Origin of the sequence: Streptomyces sirii, assembly GCF_045690365.1 — a bacterium.
In the GTDB taxonomy this organism is placed as follows: domain Bacteria; phylum Actinomycetota; class Actinomycetes; order Streptomycetales; family Streptomycetaceae; genus Streptomyces; species Streptomyces sirii.
The window spans coordinates 1,847,438-1,864,133 of record NZ_CP147982.1 but is presented as its reverse complement, the minus strand read 5'-3'; the positions used below and the strand labels follow the sequence as shown (position 1 = coordinate 1,864,133).

The following is a 16,696-nucleotide window of genomic DNA, read 5'->3' as shown; positions in this document are numbered from 1 at the left end:
TCCCAGGTCGAAACATGCGTTCTCCTCACGCTAAGGTAAGCCTCACCTAACTTACACGGAGGTCCGTTCCACGTGAACCAGTCGCGTCCCAAGGTCAAGAAGTCGCGCGCGCTCGGCATCGCGCTGACGCCGAAGGCCGTCAAGTACTTCGAGGCCCGTCCCTACCCGCCCGGCGAGCACGGCCGTGGCCGCAAGCAGAACAGTGACTACAAGGTCCGACTGCTCGAGAAGCAGCGTCTGCGTGCGCAGTACGACATCAGCGAGCGTCAGATGGCGCGCGCCTACGACCGCGCTCGGAAGGTCGAAGGCAAGACCGGCGAAGCGCTGATCATCGAGCTTGAGCGCCGTCTGGACGCGCTCGTCCTGCGTTCGGGCATCGCCCGCACGATCTACCAGGCCCGCCAGATGGTCGTCCACGGCCACATCTCGGTGAACGACCGCAAGGTCGACAAGCCGTCCTTCCGCGTCCGCCCCGGCGACGTCGTGATGGTCCGCGAGCGCAGCCGCGAGAAGCACCCCTTCCAGGTCGCGCGTGAGGGTGGCTACGCCCCCGACGGCGAGACGCCGCGCTATCTGGAGGTCAACCTGCAGGCTCTGGCGTTCCGCCTCGACCGGGACCCGAACCGCAAGGAGATCCCCGTGATCTGCGACGAGCAGCTCGTCGTCGAGTACTACGCCCGCTAAGCACCACCGCAGGCGCAGCACCACTTCAGCCCGCCGTCTCCCCGCCGCTCGCGGAGGGGGAGGCGGCGGGCTCGTTCGTGGCGGGCGGCGCGATCCGCACCGTGCGGCGCGGCGCGGGCGACCGGTGCGCGGGCCGCAGGATCCGGGCCACCGCCGCGTCCAGGTCGAGCCGCCCGCCCGCGCGCAGCGCGTCCTCGTACGCCTCGTCCCCGAGCCGCCGCCGCGCCCGCTCCTCGCACAACGCGTGCAGCCGGCTGTAGTGGTGCGAGCCGAACAGCGGCAGCCCCACCGACGGCCAGACCCGCCCCGCGGCGCCCTGCAGCACCGCCGCCTCCTCCGCCTCGCCCTCACCGAGCGTCACCAGTGCCAGCAGTTCGAGCGCCAGCACCGCGCCCAGCAGATCGCCGAAGGCGTGGTCGACGGCCAAGGACTCCTCCAGCAGCGTGCGGGCCCGTCCGCCGTCGCCCTGGGACCAGGCGGCGTAGGCCAGCACGAACTGGGCGTAGGCCAGCGTCCAGCGCTCACCGTGGTCCTCGCAGACCTCCCGAACTTCCTCGCCCAGCCGCACGGCGTCCGCCAGCTCCTCCTGGAAGGCCACCGTCATCGCCAGCGCGAGCTGTGCCATCAGCGCCGTGCTGCTCAGCTCCCCGATCTCCCGGTAGCGCGCCAGCGCGCCGCGCAGCAGCTCCTCGGCGCGCGGCAGGTCGTCGCAGACCAGGGCCAGGCAGCCGGTGCGGTGCAGCGCGTACGCGGCCGCGGTGGCGTTACCGGTCCGCTCGGCCTTCTCGCTGCACTCCTGCAGCGCCCCCAGCGCGCCGACGGTGTCCCCCTGGAGCACCGCGACATGGCCGGTCACCCACAGCGCCTTCAGCCGCGCCTCGTCGTGGTCGCTGTCCAGCTCCAGGGCCCGGTCCAGCCAGTGCCGGCCCTCCGAGAGCCGGCCGCAGCCCACCCAGTAGAACCACAGGGTGCCCGCCAGGTACTGGCCCAGGTGCGTATCGTCGGCACTCGCCAGGCTCTGCTCCAGCGCCACCCGCAAATTGGGCAGTTCGGCCTCGATCCGGGCGGCGATCTCGGCTTGCCGGGGGCTGAACCAGTCCAGCTCGCACCAGGTCGCCAGCCCCAGGTACCAGTCGCGGTGCCGGCGCCGGAGCCGGGCGGTGTCGCCCGTCGCGTCGAGCCAGTCCGCGCCGTAGGCCCGTACGGTGTCCAGCATCCGGTAGCGCACACCGGCCGCGGTCTCCTCGCGCACCAGGACCGACTGGGCGACCAACTCCGCGACGACGTCGAGGACTTCCTCGCCCGGCAGCTCCGGGCCCGCGCAGACGTACTCGACCGCCTCCAGGTCGAACTGCCCGGCGAAGACCGACAGCCGCGCCCACAGCAGCCGCTCCCCGGGGGTGCACAGTTCATGGCTCCACCCGATCGCGGTCCGCAGTGTCCGGTGCCGGGGCAGGGTGCCGCGGGCGCCGCCGGTCAGCAGCCGGAAGCGGTCGTCGAGGCGGTGCAGCACCTGGTTGACGGAGAGCGCGCGCAGCCGGACCGCGGCCAGTTCCAGCGCGAGCGGAATGCCGTCCAGCCGCCGGCACAGCTCGGCGACCGCGACCTCGTCGGACGCCTCGACGGTGAAGCCGGCGACGACCGACGCGGCGCGGTCGGCGAACAGCGCGGCGGCGTCGTCCGCGGTCATCGGTGCCAGCGGCACCACGTGTTCGCCCGGGATCCCCAGCGGCCGCCGGCCGGCGGCCAGCACCCGCAGCCCGGGGGCGCGCCGCAGCAGCTCCAGGGTCAGCTCGGCGCACGCCTCGACCAGGTGGTCGTAGCCGTCGAGGACCAGCAGCAGCTCACGGCCTGCGAGGTGCTCGCCGAGCGCGGCGCGCACCGGCCGACCGCCGCGGTCGGCCGCCGCCAGCGCCTCGGCGACGGTGAGGTCCAGGAGATGCGGTTCGCGCAGGGAGTCCAGTTCGACCAGCCACACCCCATCGCAGAAGCGATCCTGCAAGATCGCCGCGCCGTGTGCGGCGAGACGCGACTTCCCCACGCCGCCGAGGCCGGTGAGGGTGACGAGCCGGGCCGATTCCAGCCGCCGTGCCAGCGCGGCCAGTTCGTCGTCGCGGCCGATGAACCGATTGAGCTCCGCGGGGAGGTTGCCGGGCCCCCGCGCGTGCTCGGGGAGCGGGCGATCGGAGGGCCCGGGGCCCGTGAAGCGTCGCATGGCACACGGAGAGTACTCGGCGCGATGCGGACCGTACAATCATGCCGTCGCGTGCCGCCCGGGCCCTTCTCGTGGCGCCGGGAACGGGGTACGGACGGACAGTCACGGCGCGATAAGGTCAAGGTTGCCGTTCGAGCAGGACGACGAGACCAGACCAGACCAGTCGGAGAGTGGTGCCAGCGTGTCCGGTGGAGAGGTGGCCGGGATCCTCGTGGCCGTCTTCTGGGCGATCCTCGTGTCGTTCCTCGCCCTTGTACTGGTGAGGCTCGCGCAGACGCTCAAGGCGACCACGAAAATGGTGGCCGAGGTGTCCGAGCAGGCCGTTCCGCTTCTCGCCGACGCCTCCGCGACCGTCCGCTCCGCGCACACCCAGCTCGCCCGCGTCGACGCGATCGCGGCCGACGTGCAGGAAGTCACCGCCAACGCCTCCGCGCTCTCCTCGACCGTCTCCTCCGCCTTCGGCGGACCGCTGGTCAAGGTGGCCGCGTTCGGCTACGGCGTGCGCCGCGCGATCGGCAAGAAGGGCGCGCCGGAGCCCGAGCGCACCGTCGTCGTCGGCCGTACCCTGCCCGGCGCCCGCCGCGGCGGGCGCCGCAACCGTCGCTCCAAGGACTGATCACAGCGATGTTCCGCCGCGCATTCTGGTTCACCACCGGCGCCGCCGCCGGAGTGTGGGCCACGAACAAGGTCCACCAAAAGCTGCGCAAGCTGCAGCCCGACAGCCTCGCCGCCCAGGCGGCGGAGAAGGCCGTCGAAACCGGAAACCGGTTGCGCCAATTTGCATTGGACGTACGGACCGGAATGGCGGACCGTGAAGAGCAGCTGCACGACGCCCTCGGCCTGAGCGAGCCAGCCGAGGTGCGCGAGCTGCCCGCACCGCGCCGCGCGGTGCTCGAACCGCACCACCGAACCACGAGAAGAACCGGACCGAACGGTCTGACCGGACCGACTGGAAAAGAGGACCACTGATGGAGTCGGCTGAAATCCGCCGCCGCTGGCTGCGCTTCTTCGAGGAGCGCGGGCACACCGTCGTGCCGTCGGCGTCGCTCATCGCGGACGACCCGACGCTGCTGCTGGTCCCCGCGGGCATGGTCCCCTTCAAGCCCTACTTCCTGGGCGAGGTCAAGCCGCCCTACAAGACCGCCACCAGCGTCCAGAAGTGCGTCCGTACGCCGGACATCGAAGAGGTCGGCAAGACCACCCGGCACGGCACGTTCTTCCAGATGTGCGGCAACTTCTCCTTCGGCGACTACTTCAAGGAAGGCGCCATCAAGTACGCCTGGGAGCTGCTGACCAGCCCCCAGGACAAGGGCGGTTACGGACTGGAGCCGGAGAAGCTCTGGATCACCGTGTACTTGGAGGACGACGAGGCCGAGCGCATCTGGCACGAGGTCGTCGGCGTGCCCAAGGAGCGCATCCAGCGCCTCGGCAAGAAGGACAACTACTGGTCCATGGGCGTCCCGGGCCCCTGCGGCCCCTGCTCCGAGATCAACTACGACCGCGGCCCCGAGTTCGGCGTCGAGGGCGGCCCGGCCGTCAACGACGAGCGGTACGTGGAGATCTGGAACCTGGTCTTCATGCAGTACGAGCGCGGCGCGGGCACCTCCAAGGAGGACTTCGAGATCCTCGGCGACCTGCCGTCGAAGAACATCGACACGGGTCTGGGCCTCGAACGCCTCGCCATGATCTTGCAGGGCGTCCGCAACATGTACGAGACGGACACCCTGCGCGTCGTCATCGACAAGGCCACCGAGCTCTCCGGTGTCCGCTACGGCGGCTCGGAGGCCACCGACGTCTCGCTGCGCGTGGTCGCCGACCACATGCGCACGTCCACGATGCTCATCGGCGACGGCGTCACGCCCGGCAACGAGGGCCGCGGCTACGTGCTGCGCCGCATCATGCGCCGCGCCATCCGCAACATGCGCCTGCTCGGCGCCACGGACCTGGTCGTCGGCGAGCTGCTGGACGTCGTCATCAACACCATGGGCCAGCAGTACCCCGAGCTGCTGGAGGACCGCCGCCGCATCGAGACGGTCGCCCTCGCCGAGGAAGCCGCCTTCGTCAAGACGCTCAAGGCCGGCACCAACATCCTCGACACCGCCGTCACGGACACCAAGGCCGCCGGCTCGACGGTCCTGCCCGGCGACAAGGCCTTCCTGCTCCACGACACCTGGGGCTTCCCGATCGACCTCACCCTCGAAATGGCCGCCGAACAGGGCCTCTCGGTGGACGAGGACGGCTTCCGCCGCCTGATGAAGGAGCAGCGGGAGCGCGCCAAGGCCGACGCCCAGGCCAAGAAGCACGGCCACGCCGACCTGTCCGCCTACCGCGAGGTCGCCGACAAGTCCGGCTCCACGGAGTTCACCGGCTACAGCGCCACCGAGGGCGAGTCCACCGTCGTCGGCCTGCTGGTCAATGGCGCCCCGGCCCCCGCCGCCCATGAAGGCGACGAGGTCGAGGTCGTCCTGGACCGCACCCCGTTCTACGCCGAGGGCGGCGGCCAGCTCGCCGACACCGGCCGGATCAAGCTGGACTCCGGCGCCGTCGTCGAGGTCCGCGACGTCCAGCAGCCGGTGCCCGGCGTCACCGTCCACAAGGGCAGCGTCCAGGTCGGCGAGGTGGTGCTCGGCGCGTCCGCGTACGCCGCCATCGACATCACCCGCCGCCGCGCCATCGCCCGCGCCCACAGCGCCACCCACCTCACCCACCAGGCGCTGCGCGACGCCCTGGGCCCGACGGCCGCCCAGGCCGGCTCGGAGAACTCCCCGGGCCGCTTCCGCTTCGACTTCGGCTCGCCCACCGCGGTGCCCGGCTCGGTCCTCACCGACGTCGAGCAGAAGATCAACGACGTGCTGGCCCGTGAGCTCGATGTGCACGCCGAGGTCATGAGCATGGAGGACGCCAAGAAGCAGGGCGCCATCGCCGAGTTCGGCGAGAAGTACGGCGACCGGGTCCGGGTCGTCACCATCGGCGACTTCTCCAAGGAGCTGTGCGGCGGCACGCACGTCCACAACACCGCCCAGCTGGGCCTGGTGAAGCTGCTGGGCGAGTCCTCCATCGGCTCCGGCGTGCGCCGTGTCGAGGCACTGGTCGGCGTGGACGCCTACAAGTTCCTCGCCCGTGAGCACACCGTCGTCTCCCAGCTCACCGAGCTGGTCAAGGGACGCCCGGAGGAGCTCCCGGAGAAGATCTCCGGTGTCCTGGCCAAGCTCAAGGACGCCGAGAAGGAGATCGAGAAGTTCCGCGCCGAGAAGGTGCTGCAGGCCGCCGCGGGGCTGGCCGAGGGCGCCAAGGACGTCCGCGGGGTGGCGCTGGCCGCCGCCCAGGTCCCGGACGGGACCTCCGCCGACGACCTGCGCAAGCTCGTGCTCGACGTCCGCGGCCGGATCCAGGGCGACCGTGCCGTCGTCGTGGCGCTGTTCACGGTCGCCAACGGCCGTCCGGTGACCGTCGTCGCCACCAACGAGGCCGCCCGTGAGCGCGGCATCAAGGCCGGTGACCTGGTCCGTACGGCCGCCAAGACGCTCGGCGGCGGTGGCGGCGGCAAGCCGGACGTCGCCCAGGGCGGCGGCCAGAACGCCGCCGCGGTGCCCGAGGCCATCGAGGCCGTCGAGCGCCTCGTGGCCGAGGCGGCCTGACGCGCGTGAGTGAGATGCGACGCGGTCGACGCCTCGCGGTGGATGTCGGGGACGCCCGCATCGGGGTCGCCTCGTGCGACCCCGACGGGGTCCTCGCCACCCCCGTCGAGACCGTGCCGGGACGTGACGTCCCCTCAGCGCACCGTCGGCTCAGGGCGATCGTCGAGGAGTACGAGCCGCTCGAAGTCGTGGTCGGCCTGCCCCGCTCCCTCAGTGGGGGAGAGGGGCCGGCCGCGGCCAAGGTCCGGGCCTTCGCCCAGGAGCTGGCGCGGAACATCGCACCCGTAGGGGTCCGGCTGGTCGACGAGCGGATGTCGACGGTCACCGCCACCCAGGGCCTGCGGGCCTCCGGAGTGCGCAGCAAGAAGGGCCGCTCGGTGGTCGACCAGGCGGCCGCGGTGGTCATCCTGCAGAGCGCGCTGGAGACCGAGCGCGTCTCGGGGGAGCCTCCGGGCGAGAGCGTCGAAGTGGTCATCTGATCGCGATACGGTAACGTGCCGCGCGATGTGGCGGCGGTTCGAACAGCCGCACGTGCAAGTAGAGGCGGATCGATACAGCAAGCGCGCTGCCGGACCGGAGCGCACCGCCTCTCGGCTCTAGGGGATCGATGACCGAGTATGGCCGGGGCTACGGCTCCGAACCGTGGCATCCCGAGGACCCGCTCTACGGAGACCAGGGTTCCTACGGAGGCCAGGCGCAGCAGCCTCAGTGGGGCGGGCAGCAGTCCGCCCCGCACCAGTCCGCCCCGCAGCAGTACCCGGGTCCCCAGCAGCACCCACAGCAGCAGCACCCGCAGCAGCCCTACGACGGGGGCTGGGACGGCTCCCAGACCGGGCAGTTCTCGTACGACCCGTACGACCCCTACGGGCAGCAGCCCCCGGCCGACCCCTACGGCGGCGCCGGCCAGAGCCCTTACGGTCACCAGGACGCCTACCAGCAGCATCCGCAGCAGGCGCCGCCGCACCAGCAGCACTACGCCCCTCACCAGTACGACCAGCCGGCCGCGGCCCCCTACGAGGACGCCGCCGCCGACGACTGGCGGGCCGAGCCGGAGCCGCGGCGCGAACCGGAGCCGGAGCACCCGTTCTTCGCCGACGGCGCGGACGGCACGTACAGGGACGATCGCGATGGGCGGGACGACTTCGACGATGACGACGACCCGCGCGAAGGGCGCTCCGGCCGTGAGCGCCGCGGCAACAAGAACAAGAAGAAGAAACGCCGCAGCGGTACCGCCTGCCTGGTCGTCACCCTGGTCTTCGCCGGCGCGGTCGGCGCCGTCGGCTACTTCGGCTACGACTTCTTCATGAGCCACTTCGGCCCGGCCCCCGACTACGAGGGCGAGGGCTCGGGCGAGGTCCAGGTCGAGATTCCGGACGGTTCGCCGATCTCGGAAATGGGCGAAATCCTCACGAAGAACGGCGTGGTCAAGAGCGCGGCCGCGTTCAGCGATGCGGCCGGCAGCAAGACTCTGCAGCCGGGAACGTACACCCTCCGCAAGCAGATGTCGGCCGCCTCGGCCGTCGAGCTGATGCTGGACCCCAAGAGCCGCAACGGCCTCACGATCCGCGAGGGGCTGCGGGCCGGCGAGGTCTACAAGCTCATCGACAAGAAGCTCAAACTCAAGGCGGGCACGACCAAGGGCGTCGCCAAGAGCGAGGTCAAGAACCTCGGTCTGCCGTCCTGGGCCAACGACTCGGCCAAGATAAAAGACCCGCTCGAAGGCTTCCTCTACCCCTCCACGTACAGCGTGGGGCAGAACGCGAAGCCGTCGGCGGTTCTGAAGCAGATGGTGGCGCGGGCCAATCAGGTCTACGAGAAGGTGGACCTCGCGGGCAGTGCGCGCAAGCTCCAGCTGGACTCGCCGATGCAGCTGCTCACGGTGGCCAGCCTCACGCAGGCCGAGGGCAAGTACAAGCACGACTTCGTCAAGGTCGCGCGCGTCGTCTACAACCGCCTCAAGCCGAACAACACCGAGACCTACGGTCTGCTCGACTTCGACTCGACGGTGAACTACGCGAGGTCCCAGAGCACTCTGGACACCGGTTCCGTCGACAATCTGCGGAACTTCAACGACCCGTACAACACCTACAAGTTCAAGGGTCTGCCGCCGGGGCCGATCGGCAACCCGGGCGAGGTCGCGCTCAAGTCCGCCATCAGCCCGGCCAAGGGCAACTGGTACTACTTCGTCTCGATCAACCCCGAAAAGACGCTGTTCGCCGAGACGAACGAAGAGCACGAGCGAAACCGCCGCATCTACGAAAAGGAACGCGAGAAAGCGAAGTAATGAGCCCCACACGTCGAGCTGCGGTACTCGGCTCCCCGATCGCCCATTCCCTCTCCCCGGTGCTGCACCGTGCCGCCTACACGGAACTGGGCCTGACGGACTGGACGTACGACCGCTTCGAGATCGACGAGGCCGCCCTGCCCGGATTCGTCGAGAAACTCGGCCCGGAATGGGCGGGGCTCTCCCTGACCATGCCGCTCAAGCGCGCGATGATCCCGCTGCTCGACGAGATCTCCGACACCGCGGCCTCCGTCGAGGCGGTGAACACCGTCGTGTTCACGCCCGACGGGCGCCGCCTGGGCGACAACACCGACATTCCGGGAATGCTCGCCGCGCTGCGCGAGCGCGGGGTGCGGCAGGTCGAACGGGCCGCCGTCCTGGGCGCCGGCGCCACCGCCTCCTCGGCGCTGGCCGCGCTGTCCCGGATCTGCACCGGCGAGGTCACCGCGTACGTCCGCAGCGACGCCCGCGCCGAGGAGATGCGCGGCTGGGGCGAGCGGCTCGGCGTCACGGTCCGCACTGCCCCGTGGGCGGACGCGGCCGAGGCCTTCACGGCCCCGCTGACCATCGCCACGACCCCGGCGGGCACCACCGACGCGCTCGCCACGGCCGTCCCCGACCGGCCCGGCACGCTCTTCGACGTCCTCTACGAGCCCTGGCCGACGGCACTGGCCACCGCCTGGGCCGACCACGGCGGTGCGGTGGTCGGCGGGCTCGACCTGCTGGTCCACCAGGCAGTGCTCCAGGTGGAGCAGATGACCGGTCGCTCTCCGGCGCCGCTGGCCGCGATGCGCGAGGCGGGTGAGGCGGCCCTGGCCGCCCGCTGATCCGCCGGCCGGCCCCCCGGCGCCCGGTCCGCTCTCTGGACTGGGCGCCGCCCCTCGTGCGCGACGTGGGAGGATCAGGGGGAAGACCGTACCCGGATGAGCAGTACATGAGGAGCACCGTTGAGCAGGTTGCGCTGGCTGACGGCGGGGGAGTCGCACGGCCCCGCACTCGTGGCGACGCTGGAGGGCCTTCCGGCCGGGGTCCCGATCACCACGGAGTTGGTGGCGGACGCGCTGGCGCGGCGCCGGCTGGGCTACGGCCGCGGTGCCCGGATGAAGTTCGAGCAGGACGAGATCACATTCCTCGGCGGGGTGCGGCACGGTCTGTCGCTGGGCTCGCCGGTGGCCGTCATGGTCGGCAACACCGAGTGGCCCAAGTGGGAGCAGGTGATGGCGGCCGATCCGGTGGACGCCGATGAGCTGGCGGCGCTGGCGCGCAACGCCCCGCTGACCCGCCCCCGTCCCGGTCACGCCGATCTCGCCGGCATGCAGAAGTACGGCTTCGACGAGGCCCGCCCGATCCTGGAGCGCGCCTCGGCCCGCGAGACCGCCGCCCGGGTGGCGCTCGGCGCCGTGGCCCGTTCGTTCCTGAAGGAGACGGCCGGCATCGAGATCGTCTCGCACGTGGTCGAGCTGGCCGCGGCGAAGGCCCCGTACGGGGTGTACCCGAAGCCGTCGGACGTGGCGAAGCTGGACGCGGACCCGGTGCGCTGCCTGGACGCGGACGCGTCGAAGGCGATGGTCGCGGAGATCGACCAGGCGCACAAGGACGGCGACACCCTGGGCGGTGTGGTCGAGGTGCTGGCGTACGGCGTGCCGGTGGGCCTCGGCTCGCACGTCCACTGGGACCGTCGGCTGGACGCCCGGCTGGCCGCCGCCCTGATGGGCATCCAGGCGATCAAGGGCGTCGAGGTCGGCGACGGCTTCGACCTGGCGCGGGTGCCGGGTTCGAAGGCGCACGACGAGATCGTGGCCACCGAGGACGGGATCAAGCGCACCACGGGCCGCTCCGGTGGCACCGAGGGCGGGCTGACGACCGGCGAGCTGCTGAGGGTGCGCGCGGCGATGAAGCCGATCGCCACCGTCCCGCGCGCCCTGGCCACCGTGGACGTCACCACCGGCGAGGCGACCAAGGCGCACCACCAGCGCTCGGACGTCTGCGCCGTCCCGGCCGCCGGCATCGTCGCCGAGGCCATGGTCGCCCTCGTCCTGGCCGACGCCGTCGTGGAGAAGTTCGGCGGCGACAGCGTGGCCGAGACCCGCCGCAATGTGCGCGGCTTCCTCGACAACCTGGCGATCAAATGACGTCCCCGGTCGTCGTGCTGGTCGGCCCGCCCGGCGCCGGTAAGTCCACGGTGGGCGCGCTGCTCGCCGAGCGGCTGGGCGTCGGCTATCGGGACACCGACGCCGACGTCGTCGCCACGGCCGGCCGGCCGATCGCCGAGATCTTCTTCGACGAGGGCGAGCCGCGCTTTCGCGAGCTGGAACGCGAGGCGGTGCGCGTCGCGCTCGACGAGCACCCCGGCGTGCTCTCGCTCGGCGGCGGCGCGATCATGGACGACGACACCCGCAAGCTGCTGACCGGCCTGCCGGTGATCTTCCTCGACGTCCAACTCGCCGACGCCGTCAAGCGGGTGGGGCTGGACGCGCCCCGCCCGCTGCTGGCGGTCAACCCGCGCAAGCAGTGGCGCGAGCTGATGGAACGGCGCCGCCCGCTGTACACCGAGGTCGCGCGCGCCGTGATCGCCACGGAGGAGCGCACCCCCGACCAGGTCGCCGAGGCGATCCTGGACGCATTGGAGCTACGCCCGGCCGCGGGAGACGCCCCGCGGGCGGGCCACAGGGAGGAACAGGCATGACGGAGCAGGCCATCCGTATCCAGGTCGGCGGTACGGCGGGCACCGACCCGTACGAGGTGCTCGTCGGGCGGCAGCTGCTCGGCGAGCTCCCGGGCCTGATCGGCGACGGCGTCAAGCGCGTCGCGGTACTGCACCCGGAGGCGCTGGCCGCCACCGGCGAGGCGCTGCGCGAGGACCTCGCCTCCCAGGGCTACGAGGCGATCGCCATCCAGCTGCCGAACGCCGAGGAGTCCAAGACCGCCGAGGTCGCGGCGTACTGCTGGAAGGCGCTCGGGCAGTCCGGCTTCACCCGCAGCGATGTGATCGTCGGCGTCGGCGGCGGCGCCACCACCGACCTGGCCGGCTTCGTCGCCGCGACCTGGCTGCGCGGGGTGCGCTGGATCGCCGTCCCCACCACCGTCCTGGGCATGGTCGACGCCGCGGTCGGCGGCAAGACCGGCATCAACACCGCCGAGGGCAAGAACCTGGTCGGGGCCTTCCACCCGCCGGCCGGGGTCCTGTGCGACCTCGCCGCGCTCGACTCGCTGCCGGTGCACGACTACGTCTCCGGCCTCGCCGAGGTCATCAAGGCCGGCTTCATCGCCGACCCGGCGATCCTCGACCTGATCGAGTCCGACCCCGAGGCCGCCAAGCGCCCGGACGGTGCGCACACCGCCGAGCTGATCGAGCGCGCCATCCGGGTCAAGGCCGAAGTGGTCTCCGCCGACCTCAAGGAGTCCGGTCTGCGCGAGATCCTCAACTACGGCCACACCCTGGCCCACGCCATCGAGAAGAACGAGCGCTACAACTGGCGGCACGGTGCCGCGGTCTCCGTCGGCATGGTCTTCGCCGCCGAACTCGGCCGGATCGCCGGCCGCCTGGACGACGCCACCGCCGACCGGCACCGCACCGTCCTCGCCTCCGTCGGACTGCCGCTGACCTACCGCGGCGATCAGTGGCCCAAGCTCCTGGAGACGATGAAGGTCGACAAGAAGTCCCGCGGCGACCGGCTGCGCTTCATCGTCCTGGACGGCATCGCCAAGCCGACCGTCCTGGAGGGACCGGACCCGGCCATGCTGCTCGCCGCGCACGCGGAGATCGCGGCATGAGCGAGCTTCGCGAGCGAATCATGGTGAGGTGCGCGCCTCGCGAACGCGGGGCCGAGCGAAGCGAGGTTTCGGCATGAGCCCCAAGGCCCGGCGGGTTCTCGTCCTCAACGGTCCCAACCTCGGCCGGCTGGGCTCCCGCGAGCCGGACGTCTACGGCGCCACGTCCTACGCCGGACTCGTCGAGGAGTGCACCCGCCTCGGCAAGGAGCTGGGCTTCGAGGCCGAGGTCCGGGAGACCAACGACGAGGGCGAGATGATCCGCTGGCTGCACGAGGCCGCCGACGGATCGATTCCGGTCGTCATCAACCCCGGTGCCTTCACGCACTACTCGTACGGAATGCGCGACGCGGCCGCCCAGCGCACCGCCCCGCTCATCGAGGTGCACATCTCGAACCCGTACGCGCGCGAGGAGTTCCGCCACAATTCGGTCATCGCGGCTGTCGCCAGCGGTACGGTCGCCGGATTCGGCATCGGCTCCTACCGCCTCGCGCTCCGCGCGCTGGCCGAGGAGCTCGGCAACTGACGTAGCCCCAAGGGCACTTCGTCCCCGCCCCCGGCCGTTCACTTGGCGCGCGCCGGGGGTAGGAGCCTTCCCTGCCGCGGCCGGGAGGGTACCGTTCGCAGCAGTGCCACCCATGCCGGCGGCCGTGGGGCCCACCGGCCCCCGGGGCCGGTGGAACCGCCGCACCGCGCCGGGCGCCGGCCCGGCGCCTGGGGCCGCCCCTCGGCCACCGTCGAGGGCACCCCTCCCGGCGTCTGCCGGGGGAGCACCGCACCACGTCGACCGCACGAGACGGAGAGCCACCGGATGCAGTACGCAGTGGGGGCTCCGCTGCCGCCCCACGGGCAGGCATCAGGACCCGGGGCCGCCATGCACTGGACGCCCAACCCGGGACGGCCCACCCCGCCCACCTCGCCGCCGGTCGCGCCGCCGGCTCCCGCGGCCCCGCCCCCACCCGCCCAGCAGCCCGCCCCGCAGCAGGGCTGGCACGGGCCGGCACCCCAGCAGGCCCCGCCCACCGGCCACAGCACCACCGACCTCACGGGCCATGTCCCGCTGCCTCCGGGCGCCCCGGTGCCGCTGCCCAGCCCGCCCACCGACACCGCCGCGCCGGACGCCAGCCAGGCGGCCGTCGCGGTGCTGCTCATCGGGCCGGCCGGAGCCGGCAAGACCAGCGTCGCGCGCCACTGGGCCGACACCCGCCGGGTGCCGACCGCCCACATCAGCCTCGACGACGTCCGCGAATGGGTCCGCTCGGGTTTCGCCGACCCGCAGTCCGGCTGGAACGACCACTCCGAAGCGCAGTACCGCCTCGCCCGCCGCACCTGCGGCTTCGCGGCCCGCAACTTCCTCGCCAACGGCATCTCCTGCATCCTCGACGACGCCGTCTTCCCCGACCGGCCGGTCGTCGGCCTCGGCGGCTGGAAGCGGCATGTGGGCCCGGGACTGCTGCCGATCGTGCTGCTGCCCGGCCTGGAGATAGTCCTGGAGCGCAACGCCCGGCGCTCCGGCAACCGCCGCCTGTCCGACGAGGAGGTCGCCCGGATCCACGGCCGGATGGCCGGCTGGTACGGCTCCGGGCTGCCGATCATCGACAACTCCCAGCACGACGTCGCCACGACCGCCCGCATGCTCAACGACGTCGTCGCCCGCTCCATCGCCAGCCCGCCGAGCTGGTGAGCGGGCGACTCCCCCGAGCGGCTGCGCTCGACCGGCCGCCTCGGGGGAGTCGCCGTACGCTCGTGATATGTCCGAGTTGTACGCGGCCCGACGCACGCGTCTGCGCGACCGCGTAGCCGGGGCCGGAAGTGCCGCCGCACTGATCTCGCGCCCCGCGAACGTCCGCTACCTCACCGGCTGCGCGCCGCCCGGCGCCGCCCTGCTACTGGGCCCCGGCGACGATGTGCTGCTGTGCGGCAGACCGCTCAGCGGCGACCCGTCCGAGGGCCGCCCGGTCGACGACGTGAGGGTGGCGATGCTGCCCACCCGCGACGGCGACCCGGTCGTCGCGGGTGCCGATCTGGCGGCGAAGGCCGGCGCGGACACCCTGGCCGTCGAGGAGCACCACCTCACCGTCTCCCGGCACCGGGCGCTCTCCCAGGTCGCGCCCCGGCTGCGGCTGACCGACATGGCGTGCGCGGTCGAGGCGCAGCGGCTGGTCAAGGACGACGACGAGATCGCCTGTCTGCGGATCGCCGCCGAGATCGCCGACCAGGCGCTGGGCGAGCTGCTCGAATCGATCCTGGTCGGCCGTACCGAACGGCATCTCGCGCTCGAACTGGAGCGCCGCCTGGTCGACCACGGCGCGGACGGGCCGGCCTTCGCCACCTCCGTGGCGACCGGCCCGAACTCCGGCCGCGCCCGGCATCTGCCCACCGATCGGCGGGTCGAGGAGGGCGACTTCCTCAGCGTCGGCCTGGGCGCGAACTACCGCGGCTACCGCTGCGAGATCGGCCGGACCTTCGTCATCGGCACCTCGCCCTCGGACTGGCAGATCGAGCTGTACGATCTCGTTTTCGCAGCCCAGCGGGCCGGGCGCGAGGCGCTCGCGCCGGGTGTGGAGTGCCGCGAGGTGGACCGGGTGACCCGGCACGTGCTGGACGCCGCGGGCTACGCCGAGCGGCTCGGGCCGTGGACCGGGCACGGTGTGGGACTCGAAATCGACGAGGACCCTCAGTTGTCCCCGGCCGCCATGGGTAAACTGGACGCTTGCGTGCCGGTCACCGTCGAGCCGGGGGTTCACATCCCGGGCCGTGGGGGTGTCCGGATCGACGACACACTCGTCGTCCGCCCCGAGGCGGACGGCGGGCCCGAGCTACTCACGATCACGACCAAGGAGCTGCTCGCACTGTGAGCCGCAGCGGCTCACTGGGTGCTGCTCCCGGGTCCCACCACCTGCAGTCCAGGAGATTCCGCAACCGTGGCATCCACGAACGACCTCAAGAACGGCATGGTGCTCAAGCTCGACGGCGGCCAGCTCTGGTCCGTCGTCGAGTTCCAGCACGTCAAGCCCGGCAAGGGCCCGGCCTTCGTCCGCACCAAGCTCAAGAACGTGCTGTCCGGCAAGGTGGTGGACAAGACCTTCAACGCCGGCGTGAAGGTCGAGACGGCCACCGTCGACAAGCGCGGGATGCAGTTCTCGTACATGGACGGCGACTACTTCGTCTTCATGGACATGGACACCTACGACCAGATCCACGTCGACCGCAAGGCTGTCGGCGACGCCGCGAACTTCCTCCTGGAGGGCTTCGAGGCCGTCGTCGCGCAGCACGAGGGCGAGGTGCTCTACGTCGAGCTGCCGGCCGCGGTCGAGCTGGTCATCAAGGAGACCGAGCCGGGCGTCCAGGGTGACCGCTCCACCGGCGGCACCAAGCCCGCCACGCTGGAGACCGGCTACGAGATCCAGGTGCCGCTCTTCATCACGACCGGTGAGAAGATCAAGGTCGACACCCGCTCGGGCGACTACCTCGGCCGGGTGAACAGCTAACCGTGGCCGCCCGCAGCAAGGCCCGTAAGCGCGCCTTCCAGATCCTCTTCGAGGCCGATCAGCGCGGCGCCGACGTGCAGTCCGTGCTCGCGGACTGGATGCGACACGCCCGGACCGACCCCCGGCAGCCGCCGGTCAACGAATACACCCTGCAGTTGGTCGAGGGGTACGCGGACCACGTCGCCCGCATCGACGAGCTGATCTCCACCTACGCGGTCGACTGGGACCTGGACCGGATGCCGGCGGCCGACCGCTCGATCCTCCGTCTCGGTGCCTTCGAGCTGCTCTGGGTGGACGACACGCCGGACGCGGTGGCGATCGACGAAGCCGTGCAGCTGGCCAGGGAGTTCTCCACGGACGACTCCCCGGGCTTCGTCAACGGCCTCCTCGGCCGCCTCAAGGAGCTGAAGCCGAGCCTGCGGCGCGAGGCGCAGTAGGCGCTCGGCAGAGCGTGTGAACGGGCCCGGAGCGGGGGAGACCGCTCCGGGCCCGTCGCATGCCCGCAGAGCGCCCTGTGGCGCCCTCTGCGCCGCGTGCGGGACCTCGTGCCTGTCGCTGTCCCCGGCGCCTCGTGCCTGCCGCCGTGCCGGGCGTAGCGCACCCGTCGCCGCGC

Annotated in this window: 16 protein-coding genes; 15 read left to right on the top strand and 1 reads right to left on the bottom strand. The window is 71.8% G+C overall.

Annotation, left to right across the window (positions count from 1 at the left end):
- Positions 1 to 72 precede the first annotated feature (72 nt).
- Positions 73 to 684, top strand: a complete 612-nt coding sequence (gene rpsD / locus WAB15_RS08405; protein ID WP_384429048.1) for a 30S ribosomal protein S4 — start codon at positions 73 to 75, stop codon at positions 682 to 684.
- 25 nt (positions 685 to 709) lie between these two features.
- Here the strand turns inward: rpsD and WAB15_RS08400 are convergent, their stop codons facing one another.
- Positions 710 to 2,899 carry an ATP-binding protein gene (locus WAB15_RS08400; protein WP_407285851.1) on the bottom strand — a complete coding sequence of 730 codons (2,190 nt, stop codon included), beginning with the start codon at positions 2,897 to 2,899 and terminating at the stop codon, positions 710 to 712.
- A 181-nt stretch (positions 2,900 to 3,080) separates the two neighbouring features.
- On the opposite strand from WAB15_RS08400, the gene WAB15_RS08395 reads away from it, so the two are divergent.
- From WAB15_RS08395 to nusB, 14 genes are all read left to right on the top strand, one after another.
- The gene (locus WAB15_RS08395; protein ID WP_244943242.1) at positions 3,081 to 3,515 is read left to right on the top strand and encodes a DUF948 domain-containing protein; all 435 of its coding nucleotides are present in this window, start codon (positions 3,081 to 3,083) and stop codon (positions 3,513 to 3,515) included.
- A gap of 8 nt (positions 3,516 to 3,523) precedes the next feature.
- Positions 3,524 to 3,868, top strand: a complete 345-nt coding sequence (locus WAB15_RS08390; RefSeq protein WP_407285850.1) for a DUF6167 family protein — start codon at positions 3,524 to 3,526, stop codon at positions 3,866 to 3,868.
- A complete protein-coding gene (alaS, locus tag WAB15_RS08385; RefSeq protein WP_407285849.1) occupies positions 3,868 to 6,537 on the top strand; it encodes an alanine--tRNA ligase in 2,670 nt (889 codons plus the stop codon). Before WAB15_RS08390 ends, alaS begins: the two co-directional genes overlap by 1 nt.
- 14 nt (positions 6,538 to 6,551) lie before the next feature.
- The gene (gene ruvX, locus WAB15_RS08380; RefSeq protein WP_399144516.1) at positions 6,552 to 7,016 is read left to right on the top strand and encodes a Holliday junction resolvase RuvX; all 465 of its coding nucleotides are present in this window, start codon (positions 6,552 to 6,554) and stop codon (positions 7,014 to 7,016) included.
- A 128-nt stretch (positions 7,017 to 7,144) separates the two neighbouring features.
- Complete coding sequence (gene mltG, locus WAB15_RS08375) at positions 7,145 to 8,821, top strand: endolytic transglycosylase MltG (protein WP_407285848.1); 1,677 nt, start codon at positions 7,145 to 7,147, stop codon at positions 8,819 to 8,821.
- The gene (locus tag WAB15_RS08370) at positions 8,821 to 9,648 is read left to right on the top strand and encodes a shikimate dehydrogenase (protein ID WP_407285847.1); all 828 of its coding nucleotides are present in this window, start codon (positions 8,821 to 8,823) and stop codon (positions 9,646 to 9,648) included. Before mltG ends, WAB15_RS08370 begins: the two co-directional genes overlap by 1 nt.
- Before the next feature lie 120 nt (positions 9,649 to 9,768).
- Complete coding sequence (aroC, locus tag WAB15_RS08365) at positions 9,769 to 10,953, top strand: chorismate synthase (protein ID WP_399144096.1); 1,185 nt, start codon at positions 9,769 to 9,771, stop codon at positions 10,951 to 10,953.
- Entirely contained in the window at positions 10,950 to 11,507 is a 558-nt protein-coding gene (locus WAB15_RS08360) for a shikimate kinase (RefSeq protein ID WP_399144095.1), read from the top strand. The genes aroC and WAB15_RS08360 overlap by 4 nt, the downstream gene beginning before the upstream one ends.
- A complete protein-coding gene (gene aroB / locus WAB15_RS08355) occupies positions 11,504 to 12,595 on the top strand; it encodes a 3-dehydroquinate synthase (RefSeq protein ID WP_399144094.1) in 1,092 nt (363 codons plus the stop codon). Before WAB15_RS08360 ends, aroB begins: the two co-directional genes overlap by 4 nt.
- 73 nt (positions 12,596 to 12,668) lie before the next feature.
- The gene (gene aroQ / locus WAB15_RS08350) at positions 12,669 to 13,118 is read left to right on the top strand and encodes a type II 3-dehydroquinate dehydratase (protein ID WP_399144093.1); all 450 of its coding nucleotides are present in this window, start codon (positions 12,669 to 12,671) and stop codon (positions 13,116 to 13,118) included.
- A gap of 285 nt (positions 13,119 to 13,403) precedes the next feature.
- Complete coding sequence (locus WAB15_RS08345; protein WP_407285846.1) at positions 13,404 to 14,276, top strand: Pro-rich N-terminal domain-containing protein; 873 nt, start codon at positions 13,404 to 13,406, stop codon at positions 14,274 to 14,276.
- Between the two features lie 67 nt (positions 14,277 to 14,343).
- Positions 14,344 to 15,450: an aminopeptidase P family protein gene (locus WAB15_RS08340; RefSeq protein WP_399144091.1), complete on the top strand. Its 1,107-nt coding sequence runs from the start codon at positions 14,344 to 14,346 to the stop codon at positions 15,448 to 15,450.
- Between the two features lie 66 nt (positions 15,451 to 15,516).
- Positions 15,517 to 16,083 carry an elongation factor P gene (gene efp / locus WAB15_RS08335; protein ID WP_399144090.1) on the top strand — a complete coding sequence of 189 codons (567 nt, stop codon included), beginning with the start codon at positions 15,517 to 15,519 and terminating at the stop codon, positions 16,081 to 16,083.
- Positions 16,084 to 16,085: 2 nt separating this feature from the next.
- Positions 16,086 to 16,520: a transcription antitermination factor NusB gene (nusB, locus tag WAB15_RS08330; RefSeq protein ID WP_407285845.1), complete on the top strand. Its 435-nt coding sequence runs from the start codon at positions 16,086 to 16,088 to the stop codon at positions 16,518 to 16,520.
- The last annotated feature ends 176 nt before the right edge of the window (positions 16,521 to 16,696 follow it).